The organism is Nonomuraea sp. LP-02, from assembly GCF_036289125.1.
GTDB lineage: Bacteria > Actinomycetota > Actinomycetes > Streptosporangiales > Streptosporangiaceae > Nonomuraea > Nonomuraea bangladeshensis.
On sequence record NZ_JAXCLK010000001.1, the window covers coordinates 163,472 to 188,860 of the forward strand.

Below are 25,389 nucleotides of genomic sequence, written 5' to 3' on the forward strand. Positions count from 1 at the left end.
TTCACCGTCCGGCAGATTGCTGTCAAGAGGGTGAGCAAACATGTACGAACAGCACCGTGGCACCCTGGAGCAGGCGCGGGCCGCCATCGCCGGGCGCGGCCACTGGAGCGCCTACCCCGAGTCGCCGAGCCCCCGTGTCCACGGCGAGGGGGCGGCCGAGCGGGGCAAGGCGGCGTTCGAGTCCTACCTGGGCAAGCCGTTCCCGCTGGAGCAGGCGGGCGGCACCGGGTCGTGGATCGGCGCAGAGCGCTCGCCGTACGGGATCGACCTCGGGGTCACCTACCCCGAGCCCATCGCCGAGGAGCTGATCGCGGCGGCCGCGGCGGCCCTGCCCGCCTGGCGCGACGCGGGCCCGGAGGCCCGCGCCCTCGTCTGCGCCGAGATCATCCAGCGGCTCCACCGGCGCAGCTTCGAGATCGCGTACGCGGTGCAGCACACCACCGGGCAGCCGTTCGTCATGGCGTTCCAGGCCGGTGGGCCGCACGCGCAGGACCGCGCGCTGGAGGCGGTCGCGTACGGGCTGGAGGCCATGACCTCCTCGGCGGCGAGCGCCCGCTGGGAGAAGCCGGCCAAGGGCGAGCCGCTGGTCATGACCAAGCGCTTCACCGTCGTGCCCCGGGGCGTGGCCGTGGTGATCGGCTGCAACACCTTCCCCACCTGGAACGCCTACCCGGGGCTGTTCGCCTCGCTCGTCACCGGCAACCCGGTGATCGTCAAGCCGCATCCCCGGGCGATCCTGCCGCTCGCGATCACCGTGCTGGTGGCGCGCGAGGTGCTGGCCGAGGCCGGGTTCGACCCCGCGCTGGTGTCGCTGGCCGCCGAGGAGGGGCAGGGGCTGGCCACGACCCTCGCCACCCACCCCCGCGTGCGGATCGTGGACTTCACCGGCTCCACCGAGTTCGGCGACTGGCTGGAGCGCAACGCCCGCCAGGCGCTCGTGCACACCGAGAAGGCCGGGGTCAACGCCGTCGTCGTGGACTCGACCGACTCGTGGCGCGGGATGCTCGCCAACCTCGCGTTCTCGCTGTCGCTCTACAGCGGGCAGATGTGCACCGCGCCGCAGAACATCTTCGTCCCGGCGGCCGGCGTCGAGACCGACGAGGGGCACAAGAGCTTCGAGGAGGTCGCGGACGGGCTGGCCGCCGCCGTCAGTCGGCTGCTGGGCGACGACGCGCGGGCGGTCGAGCTGACCGGCGCGATCGTCAACCCCGACGTGCTCGCCCGCGTCGAGGGGGCGGAGGAACTGGGCGAAGTGGTGCTGGAGTCGCGGGCGATCCGGCATCCGTCGTTCCCCGACGCGGTGGTGCGCACGCCCGCGATCGTCCGGGTGCACGCCTCCGCCGACGACGTCTACGGGCGCGAGCACTTCGGGCCTGTGTCGTTCCTCATCCCCACCGGCTCCACGGGGGAGAGCCTCGACCTGCTGCGGCGCACGGTGAAGGTCCGGGGCGCGCTCACCGCCTCCGTCTACTCCACCTCGCCGCGGGTGCTCGACGACGCCGAGCGGGCCGCGCTGGACGCGGGGGTCAACCTGTCGTGCAACCTGACGGACGGCGTGTACGTCAACCAGTCGGCCGCCTTCAGCGACTACCACGGCACCGGCGCCAACCCGGCCGCCACCGCCTCGCTCACCGACCCCGGCTACGTCGCGGGCCGCTTCCACGTCGTCCAGTCCCGCCACCCCGTCCGCGAGGTCTGAGACGGGCTCCGGTCATGAGCGACGACGCGCAGGTCATCGTGGTCGGGGCCGGGCCCGTGGGGCTGACGGCCGCCTTGCTGCTGGCCCGTTGGGGCATCGGCACGCTGGTGCTGGACCGGCGGCCGGAGCGGGAGGCGGCCGGGTCGCGCTCGATCTGTCAGCAGCGCGACGTGCTCGACATCTGGGCGGCCGCCGGCGCGGGGCGGATCGCCGAGGAGGGCGTGACCTGGACCACGGCCCGCACCTACTACCGCGACCGCGAGCTGCTGTCGTGCTCGTTCGAGCGGGAGGGGCCGCTGCCGCCGTTCGTGAACCTCTCGCAGGCCCGCACCGAGCAGATCCTGGACGATGCCGCCGCCGCGCAGCCGCTCGTCGAGGTGCGCTGGAACCACGAGGTCACCGGGTTCACGCAGGACTCCTCCGGCGTCACCGTGCACTGCGGGCAGCGGCGGCTGCGGGCGGCGTACGCGCTGCTGTGCGCCGGTGCGCGGGCCGAGCCGCTGCGGCGGGCGCTCGGCGTGCGCTTCGGCGGCGAGACGTTCGACGACCAGTTCCTGATCTGCGACGTCAGGACCGACCTGCCCGGCTGGGAGGACGAGCGGCGCTTCTACTTCGACCCCGTCTGGAACCCCGGCCGGCAGGTGCTCATCCATCCGTGCCCCGGCGGGACGTTCAGGATCGACTGGCAGATCGCGCCCGACTTCGTCCCGACACGGGAGGACATCGAACGGAAGATCAGGTGGATCGTCGGCGAGCGGCCCTACGAGCTGCTCTGGCACGGCACCTACCGCTTCCACCACCGCCTGGCCGACCGCATGCGGGCCGGGCGGGTGCTGCTGGCGGGCGACTGCGCGCATCTGCTGGCCCCGTTCGGGGCGCGCGGCCTCAACTCCGGCGTCCCCGACGCCGAGAACGCCGCCTGGAAGCTGGCGTTCGCGCTCAACGGGTGGGCGGGGCCGGAGCTGCTGGAGTCCTACCACGCCGAGCGGCACGCGGCGGCGCGCGAGAACCTGGAGGTGACCGGCGCCACCATGCGCTTCCTCGCGCCGAGGAGCGTCGAGGAGCGGGTGCGCAGACGGGCGGTGCTGGAGGGCGGGCTGGTGGACCAGGTGGACTCAGGCCGCTTCGCCGAGCCCTTCTGGTACGTCGACTCGCCCCTCACCACGCCGGAGCCGTCCCGCCCGTTCGCCGGCCGCCCGCCGAGGGGCGCGGCGTGCCCGCCCGCGCCGGGCGTGATCCTGCCCGACGCCGTTCTGGCGGGCGGGCGATTGCGTGAAAGCTGCCGGGATGGTTTCCTCGTACTGCTGGGTGATATGTGCGATTCGAGTTTGTTTGCGCAGGTCTTGGGCAAGGTCACTACGGCGCCGCTCGCCGTACGCGGGCTCGTGGAGATGGACGGAACCGGCTCGCTCGCTGAGAGACTCGGCGCCGGGCCGGATGAGGCATGGCTCATCAGGCCGGATGCGCACATCGCCGCCATCATCCCCCATGCGGGTCCGGAGTCGGTGGCGGTCGCCGTGAGCCGCGCTCTCGGCGGTTCTACCGAAACTTGACCCCACAAGAGGAGGGACTGCGTGGCTGGCCGGAGTTCGTTTCTGATCGTCGCCAACCGGTTGCCGGTGGACAGGACGGTCGATCCCGACGGAACGGCCTCGTGGCGCAGGAGCCCCGGCGGGCTCGTCACCGCGATCGCGCCGGTGATGCAGCGCCGTCACGGAGCCTGGGCCGGGTGGCACGGGGCACCGGACGAGAAGCTGGAGCCGTTCGAGCAGGACGGCATGAACCTGATCCCCGTGGCCCTGTCGGCGGAGGAGGTGGAGCTCTACTACGAGGGCTTCTCCAACGCCACCCTCTGGCCGCTCTACCACGACGCCGTCGCGCCGCCGGTCTACCACCGCTCGATGTGGGACGCCTACCGGGCGGTCAACGAGCGGTTCGCGGTCGCCGCCGCCGAGATCGCCGAGGAGGGCGCGGTCGTCTGGGTGCAGGACTACCAGCTCCAGCTCGTGCCCTCAATGCTGCGCAAACTGCGGCCCGACCTGCGGATCGGGTTCTTCCTGCACATCCCGTTCCCGCCGGTCGAGCTGTTCTGGCGGCTGCCGTGGCGCAAGGACCTCGTGGAAGGGCTGCTCGGCGCCGACCTGGTCGGCTTCCAGCTCCCCGGCGGGGCCTCCAACTTCCGGCGGCTGTGCCGCAGGCTGCTCGGGCTGCCGTACAAGGGGAACGAGATCTTCCTCGACGACCGCGTCGTGCGCACCCAGGCGTTCCCGATCTCCGTGGACTTCGGGCAGCTCGACTCGCTGGTGCGCGAGCCGCACATCGTGGCGCGGGCCAAGGAGATCAGGTCCGAGCTGGGCGAGCCCGAGCACGTGCTGCTCGGCGTGGACCGGCTCGACTACACCAAGGGCATCGGCCAGCGCCTGGAGGGCTTCGGCGAGCTGCTGAAGGACGGGCGGCTGCGCACCGGCGAGGCGGTGTTCGTGCAGATCGCCACCCCGAGCCGCGAACGGGTGGACGAATACCGCCGGCTGCGCGACGACATCGAGCTGCAAGTCGGGCGGATCAACGGCGAGCACGCCACCCTCGGCTACCAGCCGATCTGGTATTTCCACCAGTCGTACAACCAGGAGGAGCTCGCCGCGCTCTACCTGGCCGCCGACGTCATGGTGGTCACCCCGCTGCGCGACGGCATGAACCTGGTGGCCAAGGAGTACATCTCCTGCCACCACGACCTCAACGGGGCGCTCGTGCTGAGCGAGTTCGCCGGGGCCGCCGACGAGCTGCGCCAGGCTTATCTGGTCAATCCGTACGACGTGGAGGACGTCAAGCGTCAGATGCTGGCCGCGATGCGGGCCACGCCGCACGAGCTGGCCCGGCGGATGCGTACGATGCGCCGCCGGGTCGCCACCTACGACGTGGACCGCTGGGCGAGCGAGTTTCTCACTGCCCTGGAGTCACCTGCTTCAGAGCCCGCCACGCGTCATAGCGCTTCCTGGCGGTCCGGTTGACCACGATCTGAGCCACGGACATGCCGACGCCCATGAGGACCGCGTAGCCGATCGCCTCGGCCAGGGTGACCTCCGGTGCCTCGGTGTCGACGGGCGGCTCCTTGCCGGTCGCCTTCACCCACACGAAGGTGAGCAGCTTGCGGGCCGCCCAACCCGTGGCGAGCCCCACCAGGCCGCCGATGATCCGCCAGGCAACGTCCGGCTTGTCATCCGCCATGCCGATCTCCTTCCCCATATGTAACGAACACTAGTCTGTACCGTTGGCGGGAGCCGCGAAGCCGTACCATAAGGTGGCATGACTGAACAGCGGCTACGCCATACCTCCATGCCCGAGAAACCCACTCTCGACGGCCTGGAGCAGGTATGGGTAGCCCGCTGGGATGCCGACGGCACCTACCGCTTCGACCGGTCCAAGCCGCGCGAGCAGGTCTACTCCATCGACACGCCGCCGCCGACCGTCTCCGGCTCCCTGCACGTCGGTCACGTCTTCTCCTTCACCCACACCGACATCATGGCCCGCTACCAGCGGATGATCGGCAAAGAGGTCTTCTACCCGATCGGCTGGGACGACAACGGCCTGCCCACGGAGCGGCGGGTCCAGCACGTCTACGGCGTGCGCTGCGACCCTTCGCTGCCCTACGACCCGGAGTTCGTTCCACCGGAGAAGCCGGGCAAACGCGAGATTCCGATCTCCCGGCGCAACTTCGTGGAGCTGTGCCACGAGCTGACCGCCGTCGACGAGCGGGCGTTCGAGGAGGTGTGGCGGCGGGTCGGCCTGTCGGTCGACTGGTCGCTGCTCTACACGACGATCAGCGACGAGGCGCGGGCGGTCTCGCAGCGGGCGTTCCTGCGCAACCTGCGGCGCGGTGAGGCCTACCTCGCCGAGGCGCCGACGCTCTGGGACGTCACCTTCCGCACCGCCGTGGCCCAGGCCGAGCTGGAGGACCGCGAGCACCCCGGCGCGTTCCACCGCGTCTCCTTCTACGGCGAGCAGGGGCCGGTCTGGATCGAGACGACCAGGCCGGAGCTGATCCCGGCGTGCGTGGCGCTGGTCGCCCACCCCGACGACGAGCGTTACCGCGCGCTGGTCGGCAGCACCGTGCTGACGCCGCTGTTCGGGGTCGAGGTGCCGGTGCTCGCCCACCACCTGGCCGAGCCGGACAAGGGCTCGGGCATCGCGATGATCTGCACCTTCGGCGACATCACCGACGTCACCTGGTGGCGGGAGCTGCGCCTGCCCACCCGGCCGATCATCGGCTGGGACGGCCGGCTGCTGCCCGAGCCGCCCGAGGGCGTGGACGCGGAGCCGTACAAAGAGCTGGCGGGCAAGACCGTGCACAGCGCCCGCGAGCGCATCGTCGAGCTGCTGCGCGCCTCCGGCGACCTCGACGGCGAGCCCCGGCCGGTCAGCCGCACGGTGAAGTTCTACGAGCGCGGCGACAAGCCGCTGGAGATCGTCACCACCCGCCAGTGGTACATCCGCAACGGCGGCCGCGACGAGGAGCTGCGCGAGCGGCTGCTGCGGCGCGGCGGCGAGCTGCGCTGGCACCCGCCGCACATGAAGGTGCGCTACGACAACTGGGTCGAAGGGCTCACCGGCGACTGGCTGATCTCCCGCCAGCGCTTCTTCGGCGTGCCCTTCCCGGTCTGGTACCCGATCGACGAGGCCGGGCAGCCGGTCCACGACGCGCCCATCCTGCCCGCCGAGGACACGCTCCCGGTCGACCCGTCCAGCGACGTGCCGCCCGGCTACACCGAGGAGCAGCGCGGCGTGCCCGGCGGGTTCATGGCCGACCCGGACGTCATGGACACCTGGGCGACCTCGTCGCTGACGCCGCAGATCGCCGGGCGCTGGGAACGCGACGACGACCTGTTCCAGCGGGTCTACCCGGCCGACCTGCGGCCCCAGTCGCACGAGATCATCCGCACCTGGCTGTTCTCGACGGTGACGCGCTCCCACCTGGAGTCCGACCGGCTGCCGTGGAGCGACGTCGCGATCTCGGGGTGGATCCTCGACCCCGACCGCAAGAAGATGTCGAAGTCCAAGGGCAACGTGGTCACCCCGCTCGACCTGCTGGAGCAGCACGGCTCCGACGCGGTGCGCTACTGGGCGGCCGGCGGGCGCTACGGCGTCGACTTCGCCTTCGAGCCGGGGCAGCTCAAGATCGGCCGGCGGCTCGCCATCAAGATCCTCAACGCCTCCCGGTTCGTGCTCGGCCTGGCCGGCGACGGCGGCGGCGAGGTGAGCGAGCCGCTCGACCGGTCCATGCTGGCGGCGCTGGCGGGCGTGGTGCGCGAGGCCACCGAGGCGTTCGACGCCTACGAGCACAGCCGGGCGCTGGAGAGCGTGGAGCGCTTCTTCTGGGCGTTCTGCGACGACTACCTGGAGCTGGTCAAGGCCCGCGCGTACGAGGAGAGCGGGCCGGGGGCGGGCTCGGCGCACGCGGCGCTGCGGCAGGCGCTGGACGTGCTGCTGCGGCTGTTCGCGCCGTTCCTGCCGTTCGTGACCGAGGAGGTCTGGTCGTGGTGGCGGGAGGGCTCGGTGCACCGCGCGCCGTGGCCCGCCCCCGAGCCCGGCGACGGCAACCCGGCGGTGCTGGCCGTGGCCTCCGAGGTGCTCGGGCGGGTGCGCAAGGCCAAGTCCGAGGCCAAGCTGTCGATGCGGGCCGAGGTGGCGCGGCTGACCGTGACCGGGCCCGAGGCGGAGCTGGTGCGGCAGGCGCAGGACGACCTGTGCGCGGCCGGCAACGTCGAGGAGTTCGTGCTCGGCCACGGTGACGAGCTCGCCGTCGAGGTCCACCTGGGCTGACCGGGATGTCGTGGCAGGAGGCGCCGTCTCCTGCCACGACTGATCAGTAGTCGCACACGCCCGTGGGGAAGATCTGCTCCAGCCGTGCCCGCTCCTGCGGCGTCGGCCGCCACGAGCCGTACAGTCCGCGGACGATCGCCCGGCCGACCGGCTGCAGCCGGCACTTGTACACGCCGCCCGCGAGCGGGCCGCCCGCCACCGTGCGGGAGGTCCCGTACAGCGGGAAGAGCCGGGTGCACGCGCCCTGCGGGCGGCGGTCCAGTACGCCGTCCCACACGTGCGGGCCCGCCGCGAGCTGCGTGCCGTCGGTGGCGAAGCAGCGGTCCACGGCGAGCGGCGGCCGGTTGCCCGCGACGCCGCGCCCCGGCCGCGCCCGGAGGTTGGCCATCCACTCGTCCATCACCCGCAGCGCCTCCGGCGTCTGGTCGAACTTGGGGCCGTCCGGGCGCGCGTCGGTGAACCAGATGACCTGGTTGCCGGCGCTGCCGTCGTGGTCGAGCATGCGCCGGCGCGAGGCGAACGACTGGTGCGCGTTGTGCATGTCGAGCTGGTCCTCCAGGTACGGCCGCCAGTCGATGACCGGGATGTCGATGTCGCCGCGGAAGACCAGGCCGCTGCGCTCGACGTTCCTGATCGCGACCGGGTCGCCGGTGCGCCGGTGCGCCGGGTCGCCGAGGTTCATGTTGCGGGCGCTCCACGGGTCGAGGTCACCGGGGCAGGCGGTCCGTACGAACGGGCAGCCCTCCTGCACCATGTCGTCCGCCTCCTTCCACGAACCGGCCTTGGCGTTGACGTCCAGGAACTCCGCGGGGGTGATGACCCCGTCCACCAGCGCCTTCAGCCCGTACTGGACACCGACGTTGTCCCAGGTGGAGCGGGCGTGGCCGCGCTCGTCCACGCCGTAGACCTCGCGCAGGTCGTCCCAGTGCGTCCACCTGACGGTGTCCTTGACGCCCGGCGGGTCCATCAGCGCCCATTCCGGGTCGTTGTTGGACGTCCACAGCGGGTTCATGGTGAGCGGGGTGAGGCCGCGCCAGCCGGTGACGCACTCGTCCGAGCCCGGCGAGCCGGTGTACGGGTTGGCCACCGTGTCACTGGCGTTCATGCCGATGAGCGCCGTGCGGTCGTCCCAGCGGGCCCAGCGCGGGTTGTGGTCCATGTAGCGTTCGAGCAGCTCGCAGTCGCCCACGTGGATGGTCTGGGTGACCATGTCCGGATAGGAATACTGCGGGATCGCGGCGTCGATCACCCGGTTGCCATAGTTCTGGCCGTAGATGTACTGCTGGATCGCCCCGCCCGAGCCGCCGACGCCCACCGTGTAGAGCGGCGGTCCGTGGCGCTCGATGAAGCGCTCCTTGACCATGAGGGCCGTCTCGCCGCCCAGGATCAGGTTGTAGTGGGTCGAGGTGCGGGTGCCCGAGGAGTGGAGGATCGCGTAGCCCTTGCCGAGCCCGTACGGGTCCAGCGCGCCGCCGCCGAGCGTGCCCTGGTCGTGGCCGATCGCCACGCCGCCGTCGAAGCGGTAGATGGCCCGGCCGTTCCAGCCGTCCTCCAGCATCGCGATCGAGTAGAGGAAGCGGTTGATGACGCCGCGCTCGCGGCGTACCACGAAGTCGACCGTGCGGCCGTCCAGCAGGGTGGTCGTCGCCAGGTCGGCGGGCCGCTCCGCGGGCATCGGCTTGTACGTGCCGTCCGTCGAGCGGTAGAGCCGGTCCGTCACGACCGGCGCGAAGCAGTCCCTGCTCCAGCCGCCCGTGGTCCGCATGCCCTGGCCGTCCTGGTTGTCGGCCACCGGCGGGCCGAGCCCGGCGCGCTCGGTCTTGCACAGGAACGGGTACTGGTGCGGCCCCGAGAAGATCGGGCCGCCGATCGGGTGGTCGCGGACCGTCAGCGTACGGCGCAGCGGCCCGGCCACGGCCGTGACGGTGTTCGCGCCGACGGCCAGGCCGGTCACCAGGCCGGTCAGGCCGTCGCGGGTCTCGGTGAACGCCCTGGTCACGTCCTCGCCGTTGCGCAGGACCTTGACCTTCACGCCCTTCGGGCGGCGTACCCTGACCAGGGCGTCACCGCCGCTCACCTGGTCGGGACGGCTGGAGAGCACCTCCAGCTCCAGCGCGCCGTGAGCGGCGGCCCGCGCGGGGGCGGGCGCGGCGGTGAGGGGCGCGAGCAGAGCCAGGGTGAGAATCGCCACGGCCTTCATGCCCATGACGGTGGCACGCGCCCCGGCGCTTGCCCAGGCCCGATCTCCACGATCCACCTGGGGGGCCGATCCGGAGACGCGGTGGGCGCGCACTCGCCGCCCGGACGTGACAGTCTTGAACACGTGCTGCCCGACCGCCCCACCAAGCTCGTGCCGCCCACGCTGGCCAAGATGGCCGCCTGGTGCGTGTGCCTGATCCTCGTCGGCGTGGTCGTCTACTTCTTCGCGCTGATCATCGCCAGGCTCACGTTCGTGGCCCTGCCGGTGGCCGTCGCGCTGCTGCTGACCGCGCTGCTCTACCCGCTCACCAACAGCCTGCGCCAGGCGGGCATGCGGCCGATCTACGCCACGTGGGTCACCATGCTGGTCGCGCTGGCCGTGCTGGCCGGCACCGGCTGGCTGGTCGGCGCGCGGGCCAGCGAGGAGTTCCCCAACCTGGTCCAGCAGGTCCAGGCGACCGCGAGAGACGTCCAGGACTGGCTGATCACCGGCCCGCTGCACCTGCAGCAGGCGCAGATCACCGCCTACGTCGACGAGATCGCCACCATGGTCAACACCCAGCGGCAGGCGATCACGACGACCGTCCTGAGCGCGGGCGCGGTGGCCTTCGAGGTGCTGGCGTCCATCGTGCTGCTGCTGTTCGTGACGTTCTTCCTGCTGAAGGACGGCGACCGCATCTGGGCGTGGGTGCTCAAGGGCTTCGGCGACGTCGCGCCCCGGATCGACCGGGCCGGGCGGGCGGCGTGGACCACGCTCTCGCACTACGTGCAGGGCACGGTCGCGGTGGCCGCCGTGCACGGCGTGATCATGGGCATCGTGCTGGCCGGCATGGGCGTGCCGCTGTGGGCGCCGCTCGCGGTGCTGATCTTCTTCGCCAGCTTCATCCCGATCGTCGGCATCTTCTTCGCCGGCACCGTGGCCACGCTGGTCACGCTCGGCGCCAAGGGCCTCGTGCTCGCGCTGGTCTTCCTCGGCATCCTCATCGTCGAGCAGCAGCTGGAGAACCACGTCCTGCAGCCGCTGATCGTCGGCCGGGCGCTCAACTTCCACCCGCTGGCGATCATCCTGGTGCTGGCCATCGGCGGCATCCTGGCGGGCATCGCGGGGGCCGCGGTGGCGGTGCCGGTCGCGGCCGTCATCTACCGGGCGCTGCCCGAGCTGCGGCACCAGCAGCCGGCCCTGCCGCCGCCTCCATCAGTGCACGAACGGGGCGAACCGGACGGCGAGCCAGGCCCCGGCCGGGCCGCCGCCCCCGAGGCGGACGAGCGGAGCGCGGACACCGAGTAACCTCGTCACCCGTGACCCGTTCCTCCCTGACCACCCCGCCGCCCGGCGCCGCCGCGCCCGCGGCGCCGCCGGGAGCCCCGCGGCCCGGCGCCGTCCTCGGCTCCCACTACGGCCGCTGCTTCGGCTGCGGCACCGAGCACCCCACCGGCCTGCACCTCAAGGCCAGGACCCCCGACGGCGCCACCGTCGAGGCCGAGTTCACGGTGGGCGAGGCGCACCAGGGCGCGCCCGGGCTGGCGCACGGCGGCGTCCTGGCCGCCGCCATGGACGAGGTCATCGGAATGTCGGTCTACCTGTTCCACAAGCCGTATGTCACGGGACGGTTGGAGACCGACTACCTTCAGCCCGTTCCTGTGGGCACGACACTCCACCTGCGTGCCTGGTGCAACGGCATCGCGGGGCGGAAGGCGTACCTTGAGGCTGAGGGGCGCATCGGAGCCCCAGACGGGCCGGTCGCCGTCCGGGCGGCGGCGCTGTTCATCGAGGTGAGCATGGAGCACTTCGCCGAGCACGGCGACCTGGCCGCCATCGCCGCCGAACACCAGGACTTCGAGGTGAATCCGTGAGCAAGGTGGAGGTTCTGATCCAGCGGCTCGACGCCGAGCTGCCGCCGCCCTCCTACGCCCACCCGGGCGACGCGGGGGCCGACCTCTACGCGGCCGAGGACGTCGAGCTGGCGCCGGGCGAGCGGACCGTGGTCGGCACGGGAGTGGCGATCGCCCTGCCCGACGGCTACGCGGCCTTCGTGCACCCGCGCTCCGGCCTCGCGGCCCGGCACGGCGTCACCCTGGTCAACGCGCCCGGCACGGTCGACGCCGGCTACCGCGGCGAGATCAGGGTCACGCTGATCAACACCGACGTCAAGGAGCCGTTCCGGCTCCGCAGGGGCGACCGGGTGGCCCAGCTGGTGATCCAGCGGGTCGAGCGTGCCGCCTTCTACGAGGTCGAGCGGCTGCCCGGCTCGGTGCGCGGCGCCAACGGATTCGGTTCGACGGGGCGCTGACGGCCCCCTTTCAGCAGCACTATCAGGGAGAGTGAGGAACGTGTTCCGACGTCGTCGTCGTGAGCAGCCGGATACGGTGGCCGAGCAGGAGCAGGCCGCCCCCACGCGCGAGTCCGGTCCATGGGACGCCGACGAGCCCCATCCGGACAGCGAACGCATCGACCTCGGCGGCCTCCGGCTGCCGCACAACCCCGACTTCGAGGTGCGCCTGGCCTCGGTCGGCGACCAGCACGTCGGTGTCGTCGTCATCAGCGGGGAGAGCACGCTGCAGCTGCAGGCGCTGGCCGCGCCGCGCAGCTCCGGCCTGTGGGACGAGGTCAAGACCAAGATCCGCGCGCAGGCGAAGGACCTGGAGGAGCGCGAGGGCCCGTTCGGCACCGAGCTGGCCGGCGAGCTCAAGGTCGACGGCGCCAGCCGCCCGGCCCGCTACCTCGGCATCGACGGGCCGCGCTGGTTCCTGCTCGCGGTGATCTCCGGGCCGGGCGCGTACGACGAGGCCGTCGCCGGCGCGTTCGTCGAGTTCGTCAAGGACGTCGTCGTGGTGCGCGGCGACGAGCCGATGGCCCGCGAGGAGCCCATCCCGCTGCGCCGGCCCAACGAGCAGGCGAGCGGCGACCAGACGGACGACCGCCCCGGACTCAACCCGTTCAAGCGGGGACCGGAGATCAGTGAGATTCGCTGAGAGCTGACATCACGTAGGCTGAGTCATCATGAGTACGGCAGAGCCCGCGAAACGCGGGGGATTGCGTGGGTTCTTCGCACGACTGGCATCCCCCCAGTCGGAGATCGAGGCCCAGGAACTACGGGAGGACGCCGACGAGGTCGGCGCGACTCCGATCGTGTCGTGCGGCGGGCGCAGGCGCTTCTGCGTGGCGGGTACGCTACGTACCGTGACGTTGCGTCCGAGAGGCGGCGCCCCCGCGCTGGAGGCCGAGCTCTACGACGGGTCCGACGTGATCGACCTGGTCTGGCTCGGCCGCCGCAAGATCGCCGGCATCGAGCCGGGCCGCACGGTCAAGGCCGAGGGGCTGGTCAGCATGCAGGACGGCCGCAAGGTGATGTTCAATCCGCGATACGAGCTCCGGCCAGGGAGTTGATCAGGTGAGTGCTGAGGCGCAAGAGGTCGCCCACGACACGGTGGAAGCGGCGGTGCGAGCGCAGCTCGCCAAGGCGTTCGGCGGCGTGCGCGGCATCATCGAGGCGGCGGTCCCGACGATCGCCTTCACGGTGTGCTGGATCGTCACCGAGGAGCTGAAGACGTCGCTCATCGTCAGCATCGCGCTGGCGGTGCTGCTGCTGGTGGCCCGGATCGTGCAGCGGTCCACGCCGCAGTTCGTCATCAACAGCCTGATCGGCATCGCGATCGGGGCGTTCTTCGCCAGCCGCACCGGCGACGCGAAGGACTACTTCCTGCCCGGCATCCTGTGGAACGCCGGCTACATGGTGGGCATGCTCGTCTCCATCGTCGCCCGGTGGCCGGTGGTGGGCTTCCTCATCGGCTCCGTCACCGGCGATCCCACCGCCTGGCACAGGGACCCCGGCATCGTCCGGCTCTGCACCCGGCTCACCTGGCTGCTCATGCTGCCGTGCGCGGTGCGGGTGGCGGTGCAGGGGCCGGTCTACCTGTTCGGCGGCGGCGACGAGGCGGTGGCGGCGCTCGGCTTCGCCAAGATCGTCATGGGGTGGCCGCTGCAGGTCGCGGCGCTGGGCGCGATGCTCTGGGTACTCGGCCGCGGACGCACCCCCATCAAACCCCCGGCCGCGGCCTGACCAGCCCGCCTGGTCAGGCCGGCCCGCCCGGTCAGGCGGGCAGCAGCAGGCCCACGCACTCCACGTGGTGGGTCATCGGGAAGGCGTCGAACGCCCGCAGGGCCGACAGCGTGTAGCCGCGCTCGGCCAGCCACTTGAGGTCGCGGGCGAAGGTCGCCGGGTCGCAGGAGACATAGACGATGCGCGTGGCCTTCAGGGCGGCGACGCGCTCCACCACCTCGCGGCCGAGACCCGCCCGCGGCGGGTCCACCACGACGAGGTCGGCCCGCTCGATCTGGAAACGGTCCAGGGCCTCCTCCACCCGCCCGCGCTCCACCCGGGCCTGCGGCAGGTCGCGGAGGTTGGCGCGGGCGTCACGGACGGCCGCGGCCTCGGACTCCAGGCCGAACACGGCGCCCTCGGGCCCCACCGCCTCGGCCAGGCCCGCCGCGAACAGGCCCACCCCGCAGTAGAGGTCGAGCGCCCATTCGCCGGGCTCCGGCGCCGCGTACGCCAGCACCGCGTCCAGCAGGGTCTCCGCCGCGCCCGGATGCACCTGCCAGAAGCCGCTGCCCATCACCCGGAAGCCGCGCTCGCCCACCTGCTCGTGCAGCACCCCTGAGCCGCGCCGCGGCTCGGTGCGGCCCTTGCCCTGGTCGAGCAGGATCGAGGCGGGCGCGTCGAGGTCGGGCACGGTCACGCTGCGCCGCGGCCGGGGCCTGACGACCACGGCCCGCTCGCCGCCGGAGGAGGCGATCACCTCGACCCCCGCCGCCCCCGGCCAGGTGTGGGCCTCGGCGCCGACCGCCTCCACCTCGGGATGGGCGATCAGGCAGGCGTCGACCGGCTCGATCTCGTGCGAGCGGTGCCGGCGGAAGCCCAGCTCGCCGCCGGGCAGCGCGGCGAACTGCACGCGGGTGCGCCAGCCGAGGCCGTCGGGCGCGCCCGGCACCTCCTCGACCACGACCTCACGCTCGATGCCCGCCAGCCGCTGGAGCTGCTCGGCCACCACCTGCGCCTTGAGCCGCCGCTGGGCGGCCGGCGTGGCGTGCTGCCAGTCGCAGCCGCCGCAGCGGCCCGGCCCCGCGTACGGGCAGGGCGGGACCACGCGGTCGGGCGAGGGGTCCAGGATCTTCACCGCGTCGGCGCGCAGGAACTTGGCGCTCTCCTCGGTGACCTCGGCGATCACCCGCTCACCCGGCAGCGCGTGCCGGACGAACACCACCCGTCCTTCGTGTCGCGCCACACACCAGCCGCCGTGCGCGACCGGACCCACCGTCAGCTCCAGAGATGCCTGTTCCACATGCCACACCCTATGCCCTGACCTGGCCAACTACTTTCGGAATTGATCCACTACTGTTGGTCGTCGTGGACACGGCTCGGGTGGTACGGCGGTGGCCCGGCTTCGGGGGAGTCCTGCTGGGCACCCTGTTCGCCTGCGCCTCGCTCACGCCTTCGCTGCTGCCGCGCACCTGGATGTACCAGGGGGTGATGGCCGCGGTCACCGCCCTGATCGGCTACGCGGTCGGCGCCACGATCGGCGCGCTCGGCCGTGCGCTGATCGCCTACCGCCCGCCGGAACGCGGGCGCCGCCTCGCCTGGCAGGTCCTGATCGGCGGCAGCGCGGCCCTGAGCCTGGTGGCGCTCTGGTACAGCCACGACTGGCAGCGCGACCTGCGCGCGCTCATGGGCATGGACACCCGCATCACCTGGTTCTCGCCGCTCATCCTGGCCGTGGCGGTGGTGCTGTTCGTGCTGGGGCTGCTGCTCGCCCGGCTGATACGCCTCGGCGGCCGCAAGCTCATCGGCTGGCTCGGCCGGTTCGTGCCGATCTACGTGGGGCAGGCGATCGGCGTGGTGCTCGTCGCCGTCCTCGTCGCGGTGTTCGCCGACGACGTGCTGTTCTCGGCGTTCGTCGCCCGGGTGAGCGACGTGTCCTCGGTCGCCAACCAGGGCACCGATCCGGGCGTAAGGCGGCCCTCGACGAGCCTGGTGTCCGGCGGCCCCGGCTCGCTCGTCCCATGGGACACGCTCGGCAAGGAGGGGCGCACCTTCGTCGCCACCGCCCCCACCCCCGCCCGCCTCACCGCCTTCTCCGGCGAGCCCGCCACCGAGCCCATCCGGGTGTACGTCGGCCTCGAAGCCGCCCCCACCCCGGAGACGCAGGCGGCCCTCGCGGTGCGCGAGCTGGAACGCACCGGGGCCTTCCGGCGGCCGGTGCTCGCCGTGCTCGGCACCACCGGCACCGGATGGGTGGACCCGAGCATCCCCGCCGCCCTGGAGCACATGTACGACGGCCGCTCGGCCACGGTCGCCGTGCAGTACTCGTACCTGCCGAGCTGGGTGTCGTTCATGGTGGACAGGGATCGGGCGGCCAGGGCGGGGCGGGCGCTGTTCGAGGCGGTGCGCGCCCGCTGGGCCGAGCTGCCCGCGGGCAGCCGGCCGAAGCTGGTGCTGGCGGGGGAGAGCCTCGGCTCCTACGCGCTGGAGCACGCCTTCCGCGACCTCGACGACCTGGCGGCCCGCACCGACGGCGCCGTCTTCGTCGGCCCGCCCAACGCCAACCCCATCTGGCACCACGTCACCGTCGGCAGGGAGCCGGGCAGCCCGGTGTGGCGGCCGGTGTACGAGGCGGGCCGCACCGTCCGCTTCGCCCAGACGCCCGGCGACCTCGACCTCCCGCCCGGCCCCTGGGCCAGGCCGCGCGTGGTCTACCTGCAGAACGCCTCCGACCCCGTCGTCTGGTGGACGCCCGCGCTGATCCTGCGCCGGCCCGCCTGGCTGGAGGGCGAGCGGGGGCCCGGCGTGAACCCGGAGATGAACTGGTTCCCGCTGGTGACGTTCTGGCAGGTGCTGGTGGACATGACCTCGGCGCTGTCGGTGCCGCCCGGCCACGGGCACCGCTACAACGCCAACGTCGTCGACGCCTGGGCGGCCGTGGCCGCGCCGCCCGGCTGGGACGCCGCGGACAACGTACGGCTGCGGGCGCTGCTCAGCTCGTCGTGATCTCGTCGTCCTTGACCTGCCCGGGGCGGCGGACCGCGCCCGGCGCGTACGGCTCCCGCCGGCCCGTCAGCCGGTCGGAGGAGTGGAGCTGCCACGGCACGCTGGTCACCATGACGCCCGGCTTGAACAGCAGCCGCGCCTTCAGCCGCAGCGCGCTCTGGTTGTGCAGCAGGTGCTCCCACCAGTGGCCGACGACGTACTCGGGGATGAACACCGTCACGACGTCGCGCGGCGAGCGCCGCCGCAGCGTCTTCACGTAGTCGAGGATCGGCTGGGTGATCTCCCGGTAGGGCGAGTCGAGCATCTTCAGCGGCACCGGGATGCCGCGCCGCTCCCACTCCTCCCGGAGCTGGCGGGCCTCCTCGCCCTCCACGCCCACGGTGACGGCCTCCAGGGTGGACGGCCGGGTGGCGCGGGCGTAGGCCAGCGCCCGCATCGTCGGCTTGTGGATCTTCGAGACGAGCACCACCGCGTGGTTGCGGGCGGGCAGCATGGCCGGCTCGTAGTCCTCGTCGAGCTCCAGCTCGGCCGCCACGTTGTCGTAGTGGCGCCGGATGCCCTTCATCATGAGGAACAGGATCGGCATCGCGATCACGACGATCCACGCCCCGACCATGAACTTCGTCAGCAGCACGACGATGAGCACCAGCCCGGTCATGACCGCGCCGAAGAAGTTGATCACCCGGGAGCGGTGCATCTGGTGGCGGAGCCTGAGGTCGCGCTCGGTCCGCAGGTGGCGGGTCCAGTGGATGACCATGCCGGTCTGGCTGAGCGTGAACGAGACGAAGACGCCGACGATGTAGAGGTTGAGCAGGCGGCTGACGTCGGCGTTGAACCCCCACAGCAGCAGGCACGCGCCCGCCGCCAGGATGATGATGCCGTTGGAGAAGGCCAGGCGGTCGCCCCGGGTGTGGAGCTGGCGCGGCAGGTAGCGGTCCTGGGCCAGGATCGAGCCCAGCACCGGGAAGCCGTTGAAGGCCGTGTTGGCCGCCAGGAACAGGATGAGCGCGGTCACCGCCGAGATCAGCACGAACATCAGCGACCCGCCGCCGAACACCGCGTCCGCCACCTGCGAGATGATCGGCTGTTGGTAGTAGCCGGGGCCGACCGGCGTGCCGTCCGGCCGGATCAGGTCCTCGGCCACCACGGACGGCTCGGCCACCTTCACGCCCGAGGCCAGCCCGAGCGCGATGATGCCGCCGAACATCGTGATGGCCACGAGGCCCATCATGAGCAGCGTCGTGGCGGCGTTCTTGCTCTTGGGCTTGCGGAAGGCGGGCACGCCGTTGCTGATGGCCTCGACGCCGGTGAGGGCCGCGCAGCCGGTGGAGAAGGCCCGCAGGATGAGGAAGGCCGCGGCGAAGGCCGTCAGGTCGGTCTGCTCGGGCCGTACGGTGAAGTCCGCGCTCGGGGCGTGCAGCTCGTCGCCCAGCACCAGCAGCCGGAACCCGCCCACGACGATCAGCCCCAGCACGCCGATCATGAACGCGTACGTGGGGATGGCGAAGGCGACTCCGGACTCGCGGATGCCGCGCAGGTTGACCACGGTGAGCAGGACGACGATGGCGATGGCGACGGCCGGCTTGTGCTGGCCCACGAGCGGGATGGTGGCGCCCACGTAGTCGACGCCGTTGGCGACGGAGACCGCGACGGTCAGCACGTAGTCGACCATCAGCGCGCTGGCCACCGTGAGACCGGCGTTCTTGCCGAGGTTGGTGGTCGCCACCTCGTAGTCGCCGCCCCCGCTGGGATAGGCGTGCACGTTCTGCCGGTAGGAGGCGACCACCGTGAGCATCACGACGACGACGGCGGCGGCGATCCACGGGCTGTAGGCGTAGAAGGAGACGCCGGCCAGCGACAGGATGACCAGGATCTCCTGGGGCGCGTAGGCCACGGAGGAGAGCGCGTCGCTGGCGAAGACCGGCAGAGCAACGCGTTTGGGGAGCAATTGCTCATGGAGCTGCCCGCTGCGCAGGGCGCGCCCCACGAGCAAGCGTTTGACAAGATCCGTTACCTTCGCCACGTAACGAGATGCTAGCCCCAGACGTACGGCCTAAACGAGGTGCTCCCCCCTAGCGCCATACTGGAGGCTGAACAACCGCCGGCCGCGAACATGCGGGGGAACATGCATATTGTGATCATGGGGTGTGGCCGTGTGGGATCGACCCTCGCGCACATCCTCGAGGACAACGGCCATTCCGTCGCCATCATCGACCGCGACCCGCAGGCGTTCCGGAGGCTGCGGGCCGGGTTCCGGGGCCGCCGGGTGACCGGGGTCGGCTTCGATCGCGACGTGCTCACCGACGCCGGCGTCGAGTCGGCGGCGGCGTTCGTGGCCGTCTCCAGCGGCGACAACTCCAACATCATCTCCGCGCGGGTGGCCCGCGAGACCTTCGGCGTCGACAACGTCGTGGCCCGCATCTACGACCCCCGCCGGGCCGAGGTCTACCAGCGCCTGGGCATCCCCACGGTGGCCACCGTCCGCTGGACCGCCGACCAGATCATGCGCCGCATCCTGCCGGAGGGCGCCGAGCCGCTGTGGCGCGACCCCACGGGCACCGTCGTGCTCGCCGAGGTGGCCGTCAACCCCGCCTGGATCGGCACCCGCGTCATCGACGTGGAGAGGCGCGTCGGCGCCCGCGCCGCGTTCGTCAACCGCATGGGCGAGGCCCACACCGTCACCCGGGACCTGGTGGTGCAGGAGGGCGACGTGCTGCACGTCATCGCCGCCGAGAACGACATGGACCGGATCAACAAGGCGCTCGCCGGGGCGCCGGAAGAGGATGACTGATGCGCGTCGCCATCGCCGGAGCGGGCGCGGTCGGGCGTTCCATCGCCGCGGAGCTGCTGGAGAACGGCCACGAGGTCCTGCTCATCGACGTGGACCCCCGCGCCATCAAGATCGACAGCGTGCCGCGGGCCGAATGGCTGCTCGCCGACGCGTGCGAGATCGCATCGCTCGACGAGGCCGGGCTCAACAACTGCAACGTCGTGGTCGCCTCCTCCGGCGACGACAAGGTCAACCTCGTGGTGTCGCTGCTGGCCAAGACCGAGTACGGCGTGCCGCGCGTCGTGGCCCGCATCAACCACCCCAACAACGAGTGGCTGTTCAACGAGTCGTGGGGCGTCGACGTCGCCGTCTCCACCCCGCGCCTGCTGAGCGCCCTGGTGGAGGAGGCGGTGAGCGTCGGCGACCTGGTGCGGCTCATGACGTTCCGCCAGGGCCAGGCCAACCTCGTCGAGCTCACCCTGGCCGAGGACGCCCCCGTCGTCGGGCAGCGGGCCGGCGCGGTGCCGTGGCCGGTCGACTCCGCGCTGGTCGCGATCCTGCGCGAGGGGCGGGTGCTGGTGCCGTCGGCGGACGACCCGCTGGAGGCGGGCGACGAGCTGCTCTTCGTGGCCAACCAGGAGGTCGAGCAGGAGCTCGCCCACCTGCTCTCCCAGCACTGACCCCCGCTCCCGGCGGGCCGGGGTCAGAGCCAGCCCATGCGCTGGGCCGTACGGATGGCCTCCAGCCGGTTCTGGGCGTTGAGCTTGGTCATCGCGCTCGACAGGTAGTTGCGCACGGTGCCCTCGGTCAGGTGCAGCTCGCCCGCGATCCTGGAGATCGTCGCGCCGTCGCCGGCCAGCCGCAGCGCGTCGCGCTCGCGGTCGGTCAGCGGGCTGTCGCCGGCCGCCATGGCCGCCGCGGCCAGCTCGGCGTCGAGGTAGCGCCCGCCGCCCTGGACCTTGCGGATCGCCATGGCGAGCTCCTCGGCGGAGGCGTCCTTGCCGAGGAAGCCGCCCACGCCCGCCGCCATGGCCCGGCGCAGGTAGCCGGGCCGGCCCAGGCTGGTCAGTATGACGATCTTGCACTGGGCGCTGATCTGCTCGGCCGCGCTCAGGCCGTCCATGCCGGGCATCTCGATGTCGAGCACGGCCACGTCGGGCCGGTGCTCGGACACGGCGGCGACCACCTCGTCACCCCGGCCGACCTGGGCGATCACCTGGATGCCCTCCTCCAGGTCCAGCAGGGCCGCGATGGCGCCGCGGACGAGGTGCTCGTCGTCGGCGAGCAGCACGCGGATGGTCATGGTCTCTCCCCAGAGCTCACGCGGGCACCGTCGCCCGCAACAGGTAACGGCCCTCGGGCGTGGGCGCCGCCTCCAGGCTGCCGCCCGCCGCGCGCACCCGTTCGGCCAGTCCCGCCAGGCCGTTGGGCGCGTGCCGGCCCACCGGGCCGCTCACCCCGTCGTTGGACATCTCCAGCACGCCGTCCTCGATCCTGATCTCGCAGCGCTCGGCCCGGCTGTGCTTGAGCACGTTGGTGGCGCCCTCGCGGACGACCGTGGCCAGCAGCGTGCGGCTCTCGGGGGACAGCGCCGCCGTGTCGGCGCGTACGGCGCAGCGCACGCCCGCCGCCTCCAGCACCGCCCGTACGCTGGCGAGGACCTCGTCGAGGTCGACGGCGCGGTAGTTCTGGACGACCGCGCGCACCTCGCGCAGCGACCGCCGGGCGAGGTCGCGCACCTCGAACATCTCGGCCGCGGCCGCCTCCGGATCGACGCCCAGCCGCTCCTCGGCGTGCCCGGCGCGGGCGGCCACGTCGGTGAGGCTCTGGCCGAGCAGGTCGTTGAGGTCGCGGGCGAAGCGCAGCCGCTCCTCCGAGACCGCGAGCCTGGCCAGCGCCTCCTCGCCCTCGTGCGCCTCGTGGGCCAGCCGCCACAGCTTCAGGTTCGCCCCCGTCGCGCCGACCGCGACCACCGTCAGGAACGTCATCGCCGCCACCAGCGCCAGCATGTCCGTGAGCCGCGCCCCGGACAGCGCGCCGATGAGGGCGAGGAGCACGATCGAGCCGGTCGAGACGGCGACGATCGTGCGCATGCGGACGAACGGCGTCAGCGCCCCCAGCCAGGACGGGAGCGCCCACACGACGGCCACGACGGCCAGCAGCAGCGCGAGCGCCCCGCTCACCGCCAGCAGCGCCGTGGGCCGCGGCCCGCCGCGCACCGCGACCCGGAACGGCCGCGTGCAGAGCGCGGCGAAGACCACCAGCAGGACGGCGGCGCCGCCCGCCAGGGCGGGGGGCATGCCCGCCTGCCACTGGAGGTAGAGCGCGTAGAGGCCGATCAGGCTGACCAGCGGCACGAGATCGGTGGAGTAGACGATCAGCCAGCGGACCTTGTCGAGCTTGGTCGCGGTACGCAGCCGCCGCAGCGGCCACATGCGCACCCCGTCCCCGGTCGTCGCGCCCGCCTCTGGGTTCGTCGGGCCGGCCTCTGTGGTCGGTGTCATGCCGGCACCGCCTCCCGGGCCGGCAGTTCGCCCACGACCGGCACCGTCGCGCGCAGCAGGAACTCGCCCGTCGCCGTGGGCGCGGCCGACAGGGTGCCGCCCGCGGCGACCAGCCGCTCGGCCAGCCCGCGCAGGCCGCTGCCCGGCGACGGCTGCGCCGCGCCTCGCGCCACCCCGTCGTTGCGCATCTCCAGCAGACCGCCGTCGATCGTGATGGCGCAGCGCGTGGCCCTGCTGTGCTTGAGCACGTTGGTGCCGCCCTCGCGCACCACCCACGCGAGCAGCGCCCGCGCGGCCGGTCCGAGCCCGTCGGCCCGTACGTGGACGACGCAGCGCGTGCCGGACGCCTCCAGCGCGGCCCGCACCCCGGCCACCTCCTCGTCGAGGTCGAGATGCTGGTAGCCGTGCACGGCCTGCTGGACCTCGGCCAGCGAGTCGCCGGCCAGCTCCCTGACCTCGGTCATCTCCGTCAGCGCCCGCGCGGCGTCCTTGGTGGCGAGCTTGGCGGCCAGCTCGCTCTTGAGCGTGATCACCGCCAGGCTGTGGCCGAGCAGGTCGTGCAGGTCGCGGGCGAAGCGCAGCCGTTCCTCGGCGACCGCCAGCCGGGCCCGCGCCTCGCGCGCGTTGGAGGCGTCCCTGATGATCCACCAGAGCCAGCGCCACAGGAGCATGGCAGGGATCATGAAGGCGAAGTTGATCAGCAAGCTGATCAGGACGCCGGGCCAGCTCTGGTCGTGCACCAGCGCGCCGTGGACGGTGAGCAGCCCGGCCACCGCCGTCGCCACGCAGACGATCGCCCGGGGCGACAGGTAGAGGGCGGCTGCGGCGAGCCACAGCGTGCCCACCTCGATCCACGGCGAGGAGTTGTCGAGGGTGGTCGGGCGCAGCAGCGTCGCGGCCAGCGCGAACGCCCCCGCGAGCGCCAGCTTCCAGGTGGGGCGCGGCCGGTGGTCGAAGGCCTCCCTGAGGAGGATGGGGAACAGCACGCACAGCCCGAGCTGGCAGGTCACGGTGACCGCGGCGTGGAGGGGCGAGATCGCGCCCGCCGTGCTCCGGCCGACGGTGAACGCCACGGTGATGACGGCCATCAGCGCCACGACGCCGTCCATCCAGTAAATCAGGATCTTCCTGGCCGTCTCGGGACGAGCCGCCATCGCCCCTCCCCCTCGCCTGGATGTGGTGACGGTAAGGGAATCCTATAGTCAGGGTACGGATCCGTGCAGAACGGTCGCAGCCCCCTCATCGGGCTCGGCCCCGCGCAGGGACAGCCAGGCGAGGCCGTGGCGGACGGCGTACGCGGAGAGGGTGCGGGCGTCCTGCTCGCTCAGCTCGGACCCGTCGGCGAGCACGAGCGTCAGCGCGACGCGCCGCCAGGCGTCCTCCTGCTCCGGCAGCGACTGGGCGCGGGCGATCTGCGCCTCGGCCAGCCGCACGGCGGCGGCGAGCCGGGACAGCCGGCCGGAGGGGGCCGTGCGCGGCTCCAGCCCGGCCAGCAGGTTGACGGTGCCGACCTCGGCCCCGGCCAGGCGGGCGGCCCGCAGCGCCGCGACGCAGGACGCCTCCAGCCCCGACGCCGTGAGCGGCGCGGTGAAGCTGACCTGCAGCTCCCGCTCCCGCTGCAGGACCCGGAGCGCGCGGGCCCGGCGCGCCGCCGTCGCGGCGCTCTCGCCCCCGGCCGGCAGCTCGAAGTCGACGGCCGAGACGTCGAAGGCGCCCACCACCCGCCGGTAGGCCGCGGCGAGCGCGCGCGGCTCCGTGCAGCGGGCGGCCGGGTCGGCGCCGCCCGCGCCCCCGCCCCCGCCGCCGAACGACGGCGCGGCGTCGCCGCCGAGCGCCCTGAGCCGCCCGATCCTGTTGGCCACCTGGTTGACACCGGGGTCGATGAGCGTGCCGCCCGCGCCCGCCCAGGCGGGGGAGCAGCCGTCGGCGCCGCCCGCGACGAGGTGGCCGAGCAGGTAGTGGAGCACGCCGCTGCGCAGGGCCGTGGCCGGCAGGTCGAACGCGGGGTCGGCGGCGGTGTCGACGTACCCCACGAAGCCGGGCCCCACGGAACCGGGCCCCACGAGGCCGGGCCGCATGAAGCCGGGCAGCGGCGACTCGGCCACCGCGGCGGAGAGCGCGGGCGTGCGCAGGTCGAGGGGCGCGGCCCGGGAGGCGGGCGGCGCGGGCGGCGGGGACGTGGCGACGGCGCTCGCGGGCGGCAGCAGCCGGACCGCGACGACGGTGGCGGCCACGAGCGCCAGCCCGGCGAGGACGGCGAGAGGACGGGGGAGCAGGCCCGGCTCCCTCTGGTGCCGCGGCATAGAGCACTCCCCGTGTTCGATCGGCTACCTAGGGCGCTGGGTTGAACGCTAGCAAGCCCGGCGACGCGACGTGACCCCTTTCCGGTTCGCGTCCGATGTGCGCCGATAATGGCTGACATGAAGCTGCGGATCTTCACCGAGCCCCAGCAGGGCGCCACCTATGACGACCTGCTCAATGTCGCCCAGGCCGCCGAGCGGCTGGGCTTCGACGCGTTCTTCCGGTCCGACCATTACCAGCGCATCGGCGCGGGCGACCCCGGCGTCGGCTCGACCGACGCGTGGGTCACGCTGGCGGGCCTGGCGAGGGAGACCTCGGCCATCAGGCTGGGCACGCTGGTGTCGCCGGCCACGTTCCGGCTGCCCGGGCCGCTGGCGATCAGCGTGGCGCAGGTCGACCAGATGAGCGGCGGCCGGGTGGAGCTGGGTCTCGGCACCGGGTGGTTCGACGCCGAGCACACCTCGTACGGCATCCCGTTCCCGCCCGTCGGCGAGCGCTTCGCCCGTTTCGAGGAGCAGCTGGAGATCATCACCGGCCTGTGGACGGCGGAGAAGAGCTACTCCTTCGAGGGCAGCTACTACCGGCTCGCCGACTCGCCCGCGCTGCCCAAGCCGGTGCAGCGGCCCCGGCCGCCGATCATCATCGGCGGGGTCGGCGCCAAGCGCACGCCGCGCCTCGCGGCGGCGTACGCCGACGAGTACAACGTGCCGTTCCGCTCGCTGTCCGACACCGGGGCGGCCTACGACCGGGTGCGCCAGGCGTGCGAGGAGGCCGGGCGCGAGATCGTGCTGTCGGCCGCGCAGACCACGGTGGTCGGCGCGGACCGGGCGGAGATCGAGCGGCGCGCGGCGGCCATCGGCGAGGACCCGGACAGGCTGCGCCAGAACGGCCTGTGCGGCACGCCCGCCGAGGTCGTCGAGCGGATCGGGCAGTTCGGCGGGCTCGGCGCCGAGCGGTTCTACCTGCAGGTCCTCGACCTCGGCGACCTGGAGCACCTGGAGCTGATCGCGGCCGAGGTGCTGCCGCACGTGTAGGTAAACGGATGGCGGGTTT

At 72.6% G+C, this 25,389-nt stretch carries 22 protein-coding genes; 14 read left to right on the plus strand and 8 right to left on the minus strand.

Annotated elements, in window-relative coordinates; translation table 11 throughout:
* The first annotated feature begins 40 nt into the window (after window positions 1-40).
* Genes paaN through SMD20_RS00790 form a run of 3 tightly spaced genes read left to right on the plus strand, consistent with a single transcriptional unit; the run spans window position 41 to window position 4,707 of the window.
* Complete coding sequence (paaN, locus tag SMD20_RS00780; protein ID WP_329573804.1) at window positions 41-1,699, plus strand: phenylacetic acid degradation protein PaaN; 1,659 nt, start codon at window positions 41-43, stop codon at window positions 1,697-1,699.
* Window positions 1,700-1,713: 14 nt separating this feature from the next.
* Window positions 1,714-3,252: an FAD-dependent monooxygenase gene (locus SMD20_RS00785; protein ID WP_329573806.1), complete on the plus strand. Its 1,539-nt coding sequence runs from the start codon at window positions 1,714-1,716 to the stop codon at window positions 3,250-3,252.
* Between the two features lie 21 nt (window positions 3,253-3,273).
* A complete protein-coding gene (locus SMD20_RS00790; protein ID WP_329573808.1) occupies window positions 3,274-4,707 on the plus strand; it encodes an alpha,alpha-trehalose-phosphate synthase (UDP-forming) in 1,434 nt (477 codons plus the stop codon).
* Here the strand turns inward: SMD20_RS00790 and SMD20_RS00795 are convergent.
* Window positions 4,640-4,924 carry a DUF4235 domain-containing protein gene (locus tag SMD20_RS00795; RefSeq protein ID WP_329573809.1) on the minus strand — a complete coding sequence of 95 codons (285 nt, stop codon included), beginning with the start codon at window positions 4,922-4,924 and terminating at the stop codon, window positions 4,640-4,642. The two genes, SMD20_RS00790 and SMD20_RS00795, sit on opposite strands and share 68 nt — an antisense overlap.
* A gap of 78 nt (window positions 4,925-5,002) precedes the next feature.
* Here SMD20_RS00795 and valS point away from each other — a divergent pair, with 78 nt between their 5' ends.
* A complete protein-coding gene (gene valS, locus SMD20_RS00800) occupies window positions 5,003-7,516 on the plus strand; it encodes a valine--tRNA ligase (RefSeq protein ID WP_329573811.1) in 2,514 nt (837 codons plus the stop codon).
* A gap of 43 nt (window positions 7,517-7,559) precedes the next feature.
* Here the strand turns inward: valS and SMD20_RS00805 are convergent, their stop codons facing one another.
* Window positions 7,560-9,716, minus strand: coding sequence for a DUF6351 family protein (locus SMD20_RS00805; protein ID WP_329573813.1), 2,157 nt, complete (start codon window positions 9,714-9,716; stop codon window positions 7,560-7,562).
* Between the two features lie 123 nt (window positions 9,717-9,839).
* Between SMD20_RS00805 and SMD20_RS00810 the strand changes: the two genes are divergently transcribed.
* The 6 genes from SMD20_RS00810 to SMD20_RS00835 are packed head-to-tail and all read left to right on the plus strand — an operon-like array spanning window position 9,840 to window position 13,776.
* Complete coding sequence (locus SMD20_RS00810) at window positions 9,840-11,003, plus strand: AI-2E family transporter (protein ID WP_329573814.1); 1,164 nt, start codon at window positions 9,840-9,842, stop codon at window positions 11,001-11,003.
* A gap of 11 nt (window positions 11,004-11,014) precedes the next feature.
* Window positions 11,015-11,569, plus strand: a complete 555-nt coding sequence (locus tag SMD20_RS00815) for a PaaI family thioesterase (RefSeq protein ID WP_329573816.1) — start codon at window positions 11,015-11,017, stop codon at window positions 11,567-11,569.
* Window positions 11,566-12,006 (plus strand): dUTP diphosphatase, encoded by a 441-nt coding sequence (dut, locus tag SMD20_RS00820; protein ID WP_329573818.1) that lies wholly within the window; start codon window positions 11,566-11,568, stop codon window positions 12,004-12,006. Before SMD20_RS00815 ends, dut begins: the two co-directional genes overlap by 4 nt.
* Window positions 12,007-12,046: 40 nt before the next feature.
* Window positions 12,047-12,688, plus strand: coding sequence for a DUF3710 domain-containing protein (locus SMD20_RS00825; protein WP_329573820.1), 642 nt, complete (start codon window positions 12,047-12,049; stop codon window positions 12,686-12,688).
* Window positions 12,689-12,716: 28 nt separating this feature from the next.
* Window positions 12,717-13,103 carry an OB-fold nucleic acid binding domain-containing protein gene (locus SMD20_RS00830; protein WP_026214276.1) on the plus strand — a complete coding sequence of 129 codons (387 nt, stop codon included), beginning with the start codon at window positions 12,717-12,719 and terminating at the stop codon, window positions 13,101-13,103.
* A gap of 4 nt (window positions 13,104-13,107) precedes the next feature.
* Complete coding sequence (locus SMD20_RS00835; RefSeq protein WP_329573823.1) at window positions 13,108-13,776, plus strand: DUF3159 domain-containing protein; 669 nt, start codon at window positions 13,108-13,110, stop codon at window positions 13,774-13,776.
* 31 nt (window positions 13,777-13,807) lie between these two features.
* Here the strand turns inward: SMD20_RS00835 and SMD20_RS00840 are convergent, their stop codons facing one another.
* Window positions 13,808-15,058: a class I SAM-dependent RNA methyltransferase gene (locus SMD20_RS00840; RefSeq protein WP_329573825.1), complete on the minus strand. Its 1,251-nt coding sequence runs from the start codon at window positions 15,056-15,058 to the stop codon at window positions 13,808-13,810.
* 65 nt (window positions 15,059-15,123) lie between these two features.
* Between SMD20_RS00840 and SMD20_RS00845 the strand changes: the two genes are divergently transcribed.
* Window positions 15,124-16,761 carry an alpha/beta hydrolase gene (locus SMD20_RS00845; protein WP_329573827.1) on the plus strand — a complete coding sequence of 546 codons (1,638 nt, stop codon included), beginning with the start codon at window positions 15,124-15,126 and terminating at the stop codon, window positions 16,759-16,761.
* On the opposite strand, the gene SMD20_RS00850 is transcribed toward SMD20_RS00845, so the two are convergent.
* Window positions 16,748-18,784 (minus strand): APC family permease, encoded by a 2,037-nt coding sequence (locus tag SMD20_RS00850; RefSeq protein ID WP_329573829.1) that lies wholly within the window; start codon window positions 18,782-18,784, stop codon window positions 16,748-16,750. The genes SMD20_RS00845 and SMD20_RS00850 overlap by 14 nt on opposite strands.
* A 102-nt stretch (window positions 18,785-18,886) precedes the next feature.
* On the opposite strand from SMD20_RS00850, the gene SMD20_RS00855 reads away from it, so the two are divergent.
* Both SMD20_RS00855 and SMD20_RS00860 read left to right on the plus strand, forming a co-directional pair.
* Window positions 18,887-19,552, plus strand: coding sequence for a potassium channel family protein (locus tag SMD20_RS00855; protein ID WP_329573831.1), 666 nt, complete (start codon window positions 18,887-18,889; stop codon window positions 19,550-19,552).
* Window positions 19,552-20,211, plus strand: coding sequence for a potassium channel family protein (locus SMD20_RS00860; RefSeq protein WP_091082015.1), 660 nt, complete (start codon window positions 19,552-19,554; stop codon window positions 20,209-20,211). The genes SMD20_RS00855 and SMD20_RS00860 overlap by 1 nt, the downstream gene beginning before the upstream one ends.
* Window positions 20,212-20,234: 23 nt before the next feature.
* Here the strand turns inward: SMD20_RS00860 and SMD20_RS00865 are convergent, their stop codons facing one another.
* Genes SMD20_RS00865 through SMD20_RS00880 form a run of 4 tightly spaced genes read right to left on the minus strand, consistent with a single transcriptional unit; the run spans window position 20,235 to window position 24,338 of the window.
* Window positions 20,235-20,834: a response regulator transcription factor gene (locus tag SMD20_RS00865; protein ID WP_329573834.1), complete on the minus strand. Its 600-nt coding sequence runs from the start codon at window positions 20,832-20,834 to the stop codon at window positions 20,235-20,237.
* A gap of 16 nt (window positions 20,835-20,850) precedes the next feature.
* The gene (locus tag SMD20_RS00870) at window positions 20,851-22,035 is read right to left on the minus strand and encodes a sensor histidine kinase (RefSeq protein ID WP_329573836.1); all 1,185 of its coding nucleotides are present in this window, start codon (window positions 22,033-22,035) and stop codon (window positions 20,851-20,853) included.
* Window positions 22,032-23,189 carry a sensor histidine kinase gene (locus SMD20_RS00875; RefSeq protein WP_329573838.1) on the minus strand — a complete coding sequence of 386 codons (1,158 nt, stop codon included), beginning with the start codon at window positions 23,187-23,189 and terminating at the stop codon, window positions 22,032-22,034. The genes SMD20_RS00870 and SMD20_RS00875 overlap by 4 nt, the downstream gene beginning before the upstream one ends.
* A gap of 48 nt (window positions 23,190-23,237) precedes the next feature.
* A complete protein-coding gene (locus SMD20_RS00880) occupies window positions 23,238-24,338 on the minus strand; it encodes a hypothetical protein (RefSeq protein WP_329573840.1) in 1,101 nt (366 codons plus the stop codon).
* Between the two features lie 117 nt (window positions 24,339-24,455).
* Between SMD20_RS00880 and SMD20_RS00885 the strand changes: the two genes are divergently transcribed.
* Window positions 24,456-25,370 (plus strand): LLM class F420-dependent oxidoreductase, encoded by a 915-nt coding sequence (locus SMD20_RS00885; protein WP_329573842.1) that lies wholly within the window; start codon window positions 24,456-24,458, stop codon window positions 25,368-25,370.
* Window positions 25,371-25,389 lie beyond the last annotated feature (19 nt).

Coding starts and splice junctions, on each gene's coding strand:
- paaN (WP_329573804.1), top strand. CDS start 41: ATGTACGAACAGCACCGTGGCACCCTGGAGCAGGCGCGGGCCGCCATC.
- SMD20_RS00785 (WP_329573806.1), top strand. CDS start 1,714: ATGAGCGACGACGCGCAGGTCATCGTGGTCGGGGCCGGGCCCGTGGGG.
- SMD20_RS00795 (WP_329573809.1), bottom strand. CDS start 4,924: ATGGCGGATGACAAGCCGGACGTTGCCTGGCGGATCATCGGCGGCCTG.
- valS (WP_329573811.1), top strand. CDS start 5,003: ATGACTGAACAGCGGCTACGCCATACCTCCATGCCCGAGAAACCCACT.
- SMD20_RS00805 (WP_329573813.1), bottom strand. CDS start 9,716: ATGAAGGCCGTGGCGATTCTCACCCTGGCTCTGCTCGCGCCCCTCACC.
- SMD20_RS00830 (WP_026214276.1), top strand. CDS start 12,717: ATGAGTACGGCAGAGCCCGCGAAACGCGGGGGATTGCGTGGGTTCTTC.
- SMD20_RS00855 (WP_329573831.1), top strand. CDS start 18,887: ATGCATATTGTGATCATGGGGTGTGGCCGTGTGGGATCGACCCTCGCG.
- SMD20_RS00860 (WP_091082015.1), top strand. CDS start 19,552: ATGCGCGTCGCCATCGCCGGAGCGGGCGCGGTCGGGCGTTCCATCGCC.
- SMD20_RS00865 (WP_329573834.1), bottom strand. CDS start 20,834: ATGACCATCCGCGTGCTGCTCGCCGACGACGAGCACCTCGTCCGCGGC.
- SMD20_RS00870 (WP_329573836.1), bottom strand. CDS start 22,035: ATGACACCGACCACAGAGGCCGGCCCGACGAACCCAGAGGCGGGCGCG.
- SMD20_RS00875 (WP_329573838.1), bottom strand. CDS start 23,189: ATGGCGGCTCGTCCCGAGACGGCCAGGAAGATCCTGATTTACTGGATG.
- SMD20_RS00880 (WP_329573840.1), bottom strand. CDS start 24,338: ATGCCGCGGCACCAGAGGGAGCCGGGCCTGCTCCCCCGTCCTCTCGCC.
- SMD20_RS00885 (WP_329573842.1), top strand. CDS start 24,456: ATGAAGCTGCGGATCTTCACCGAGCCCCAGCAGGGCGCCACCTATGAC.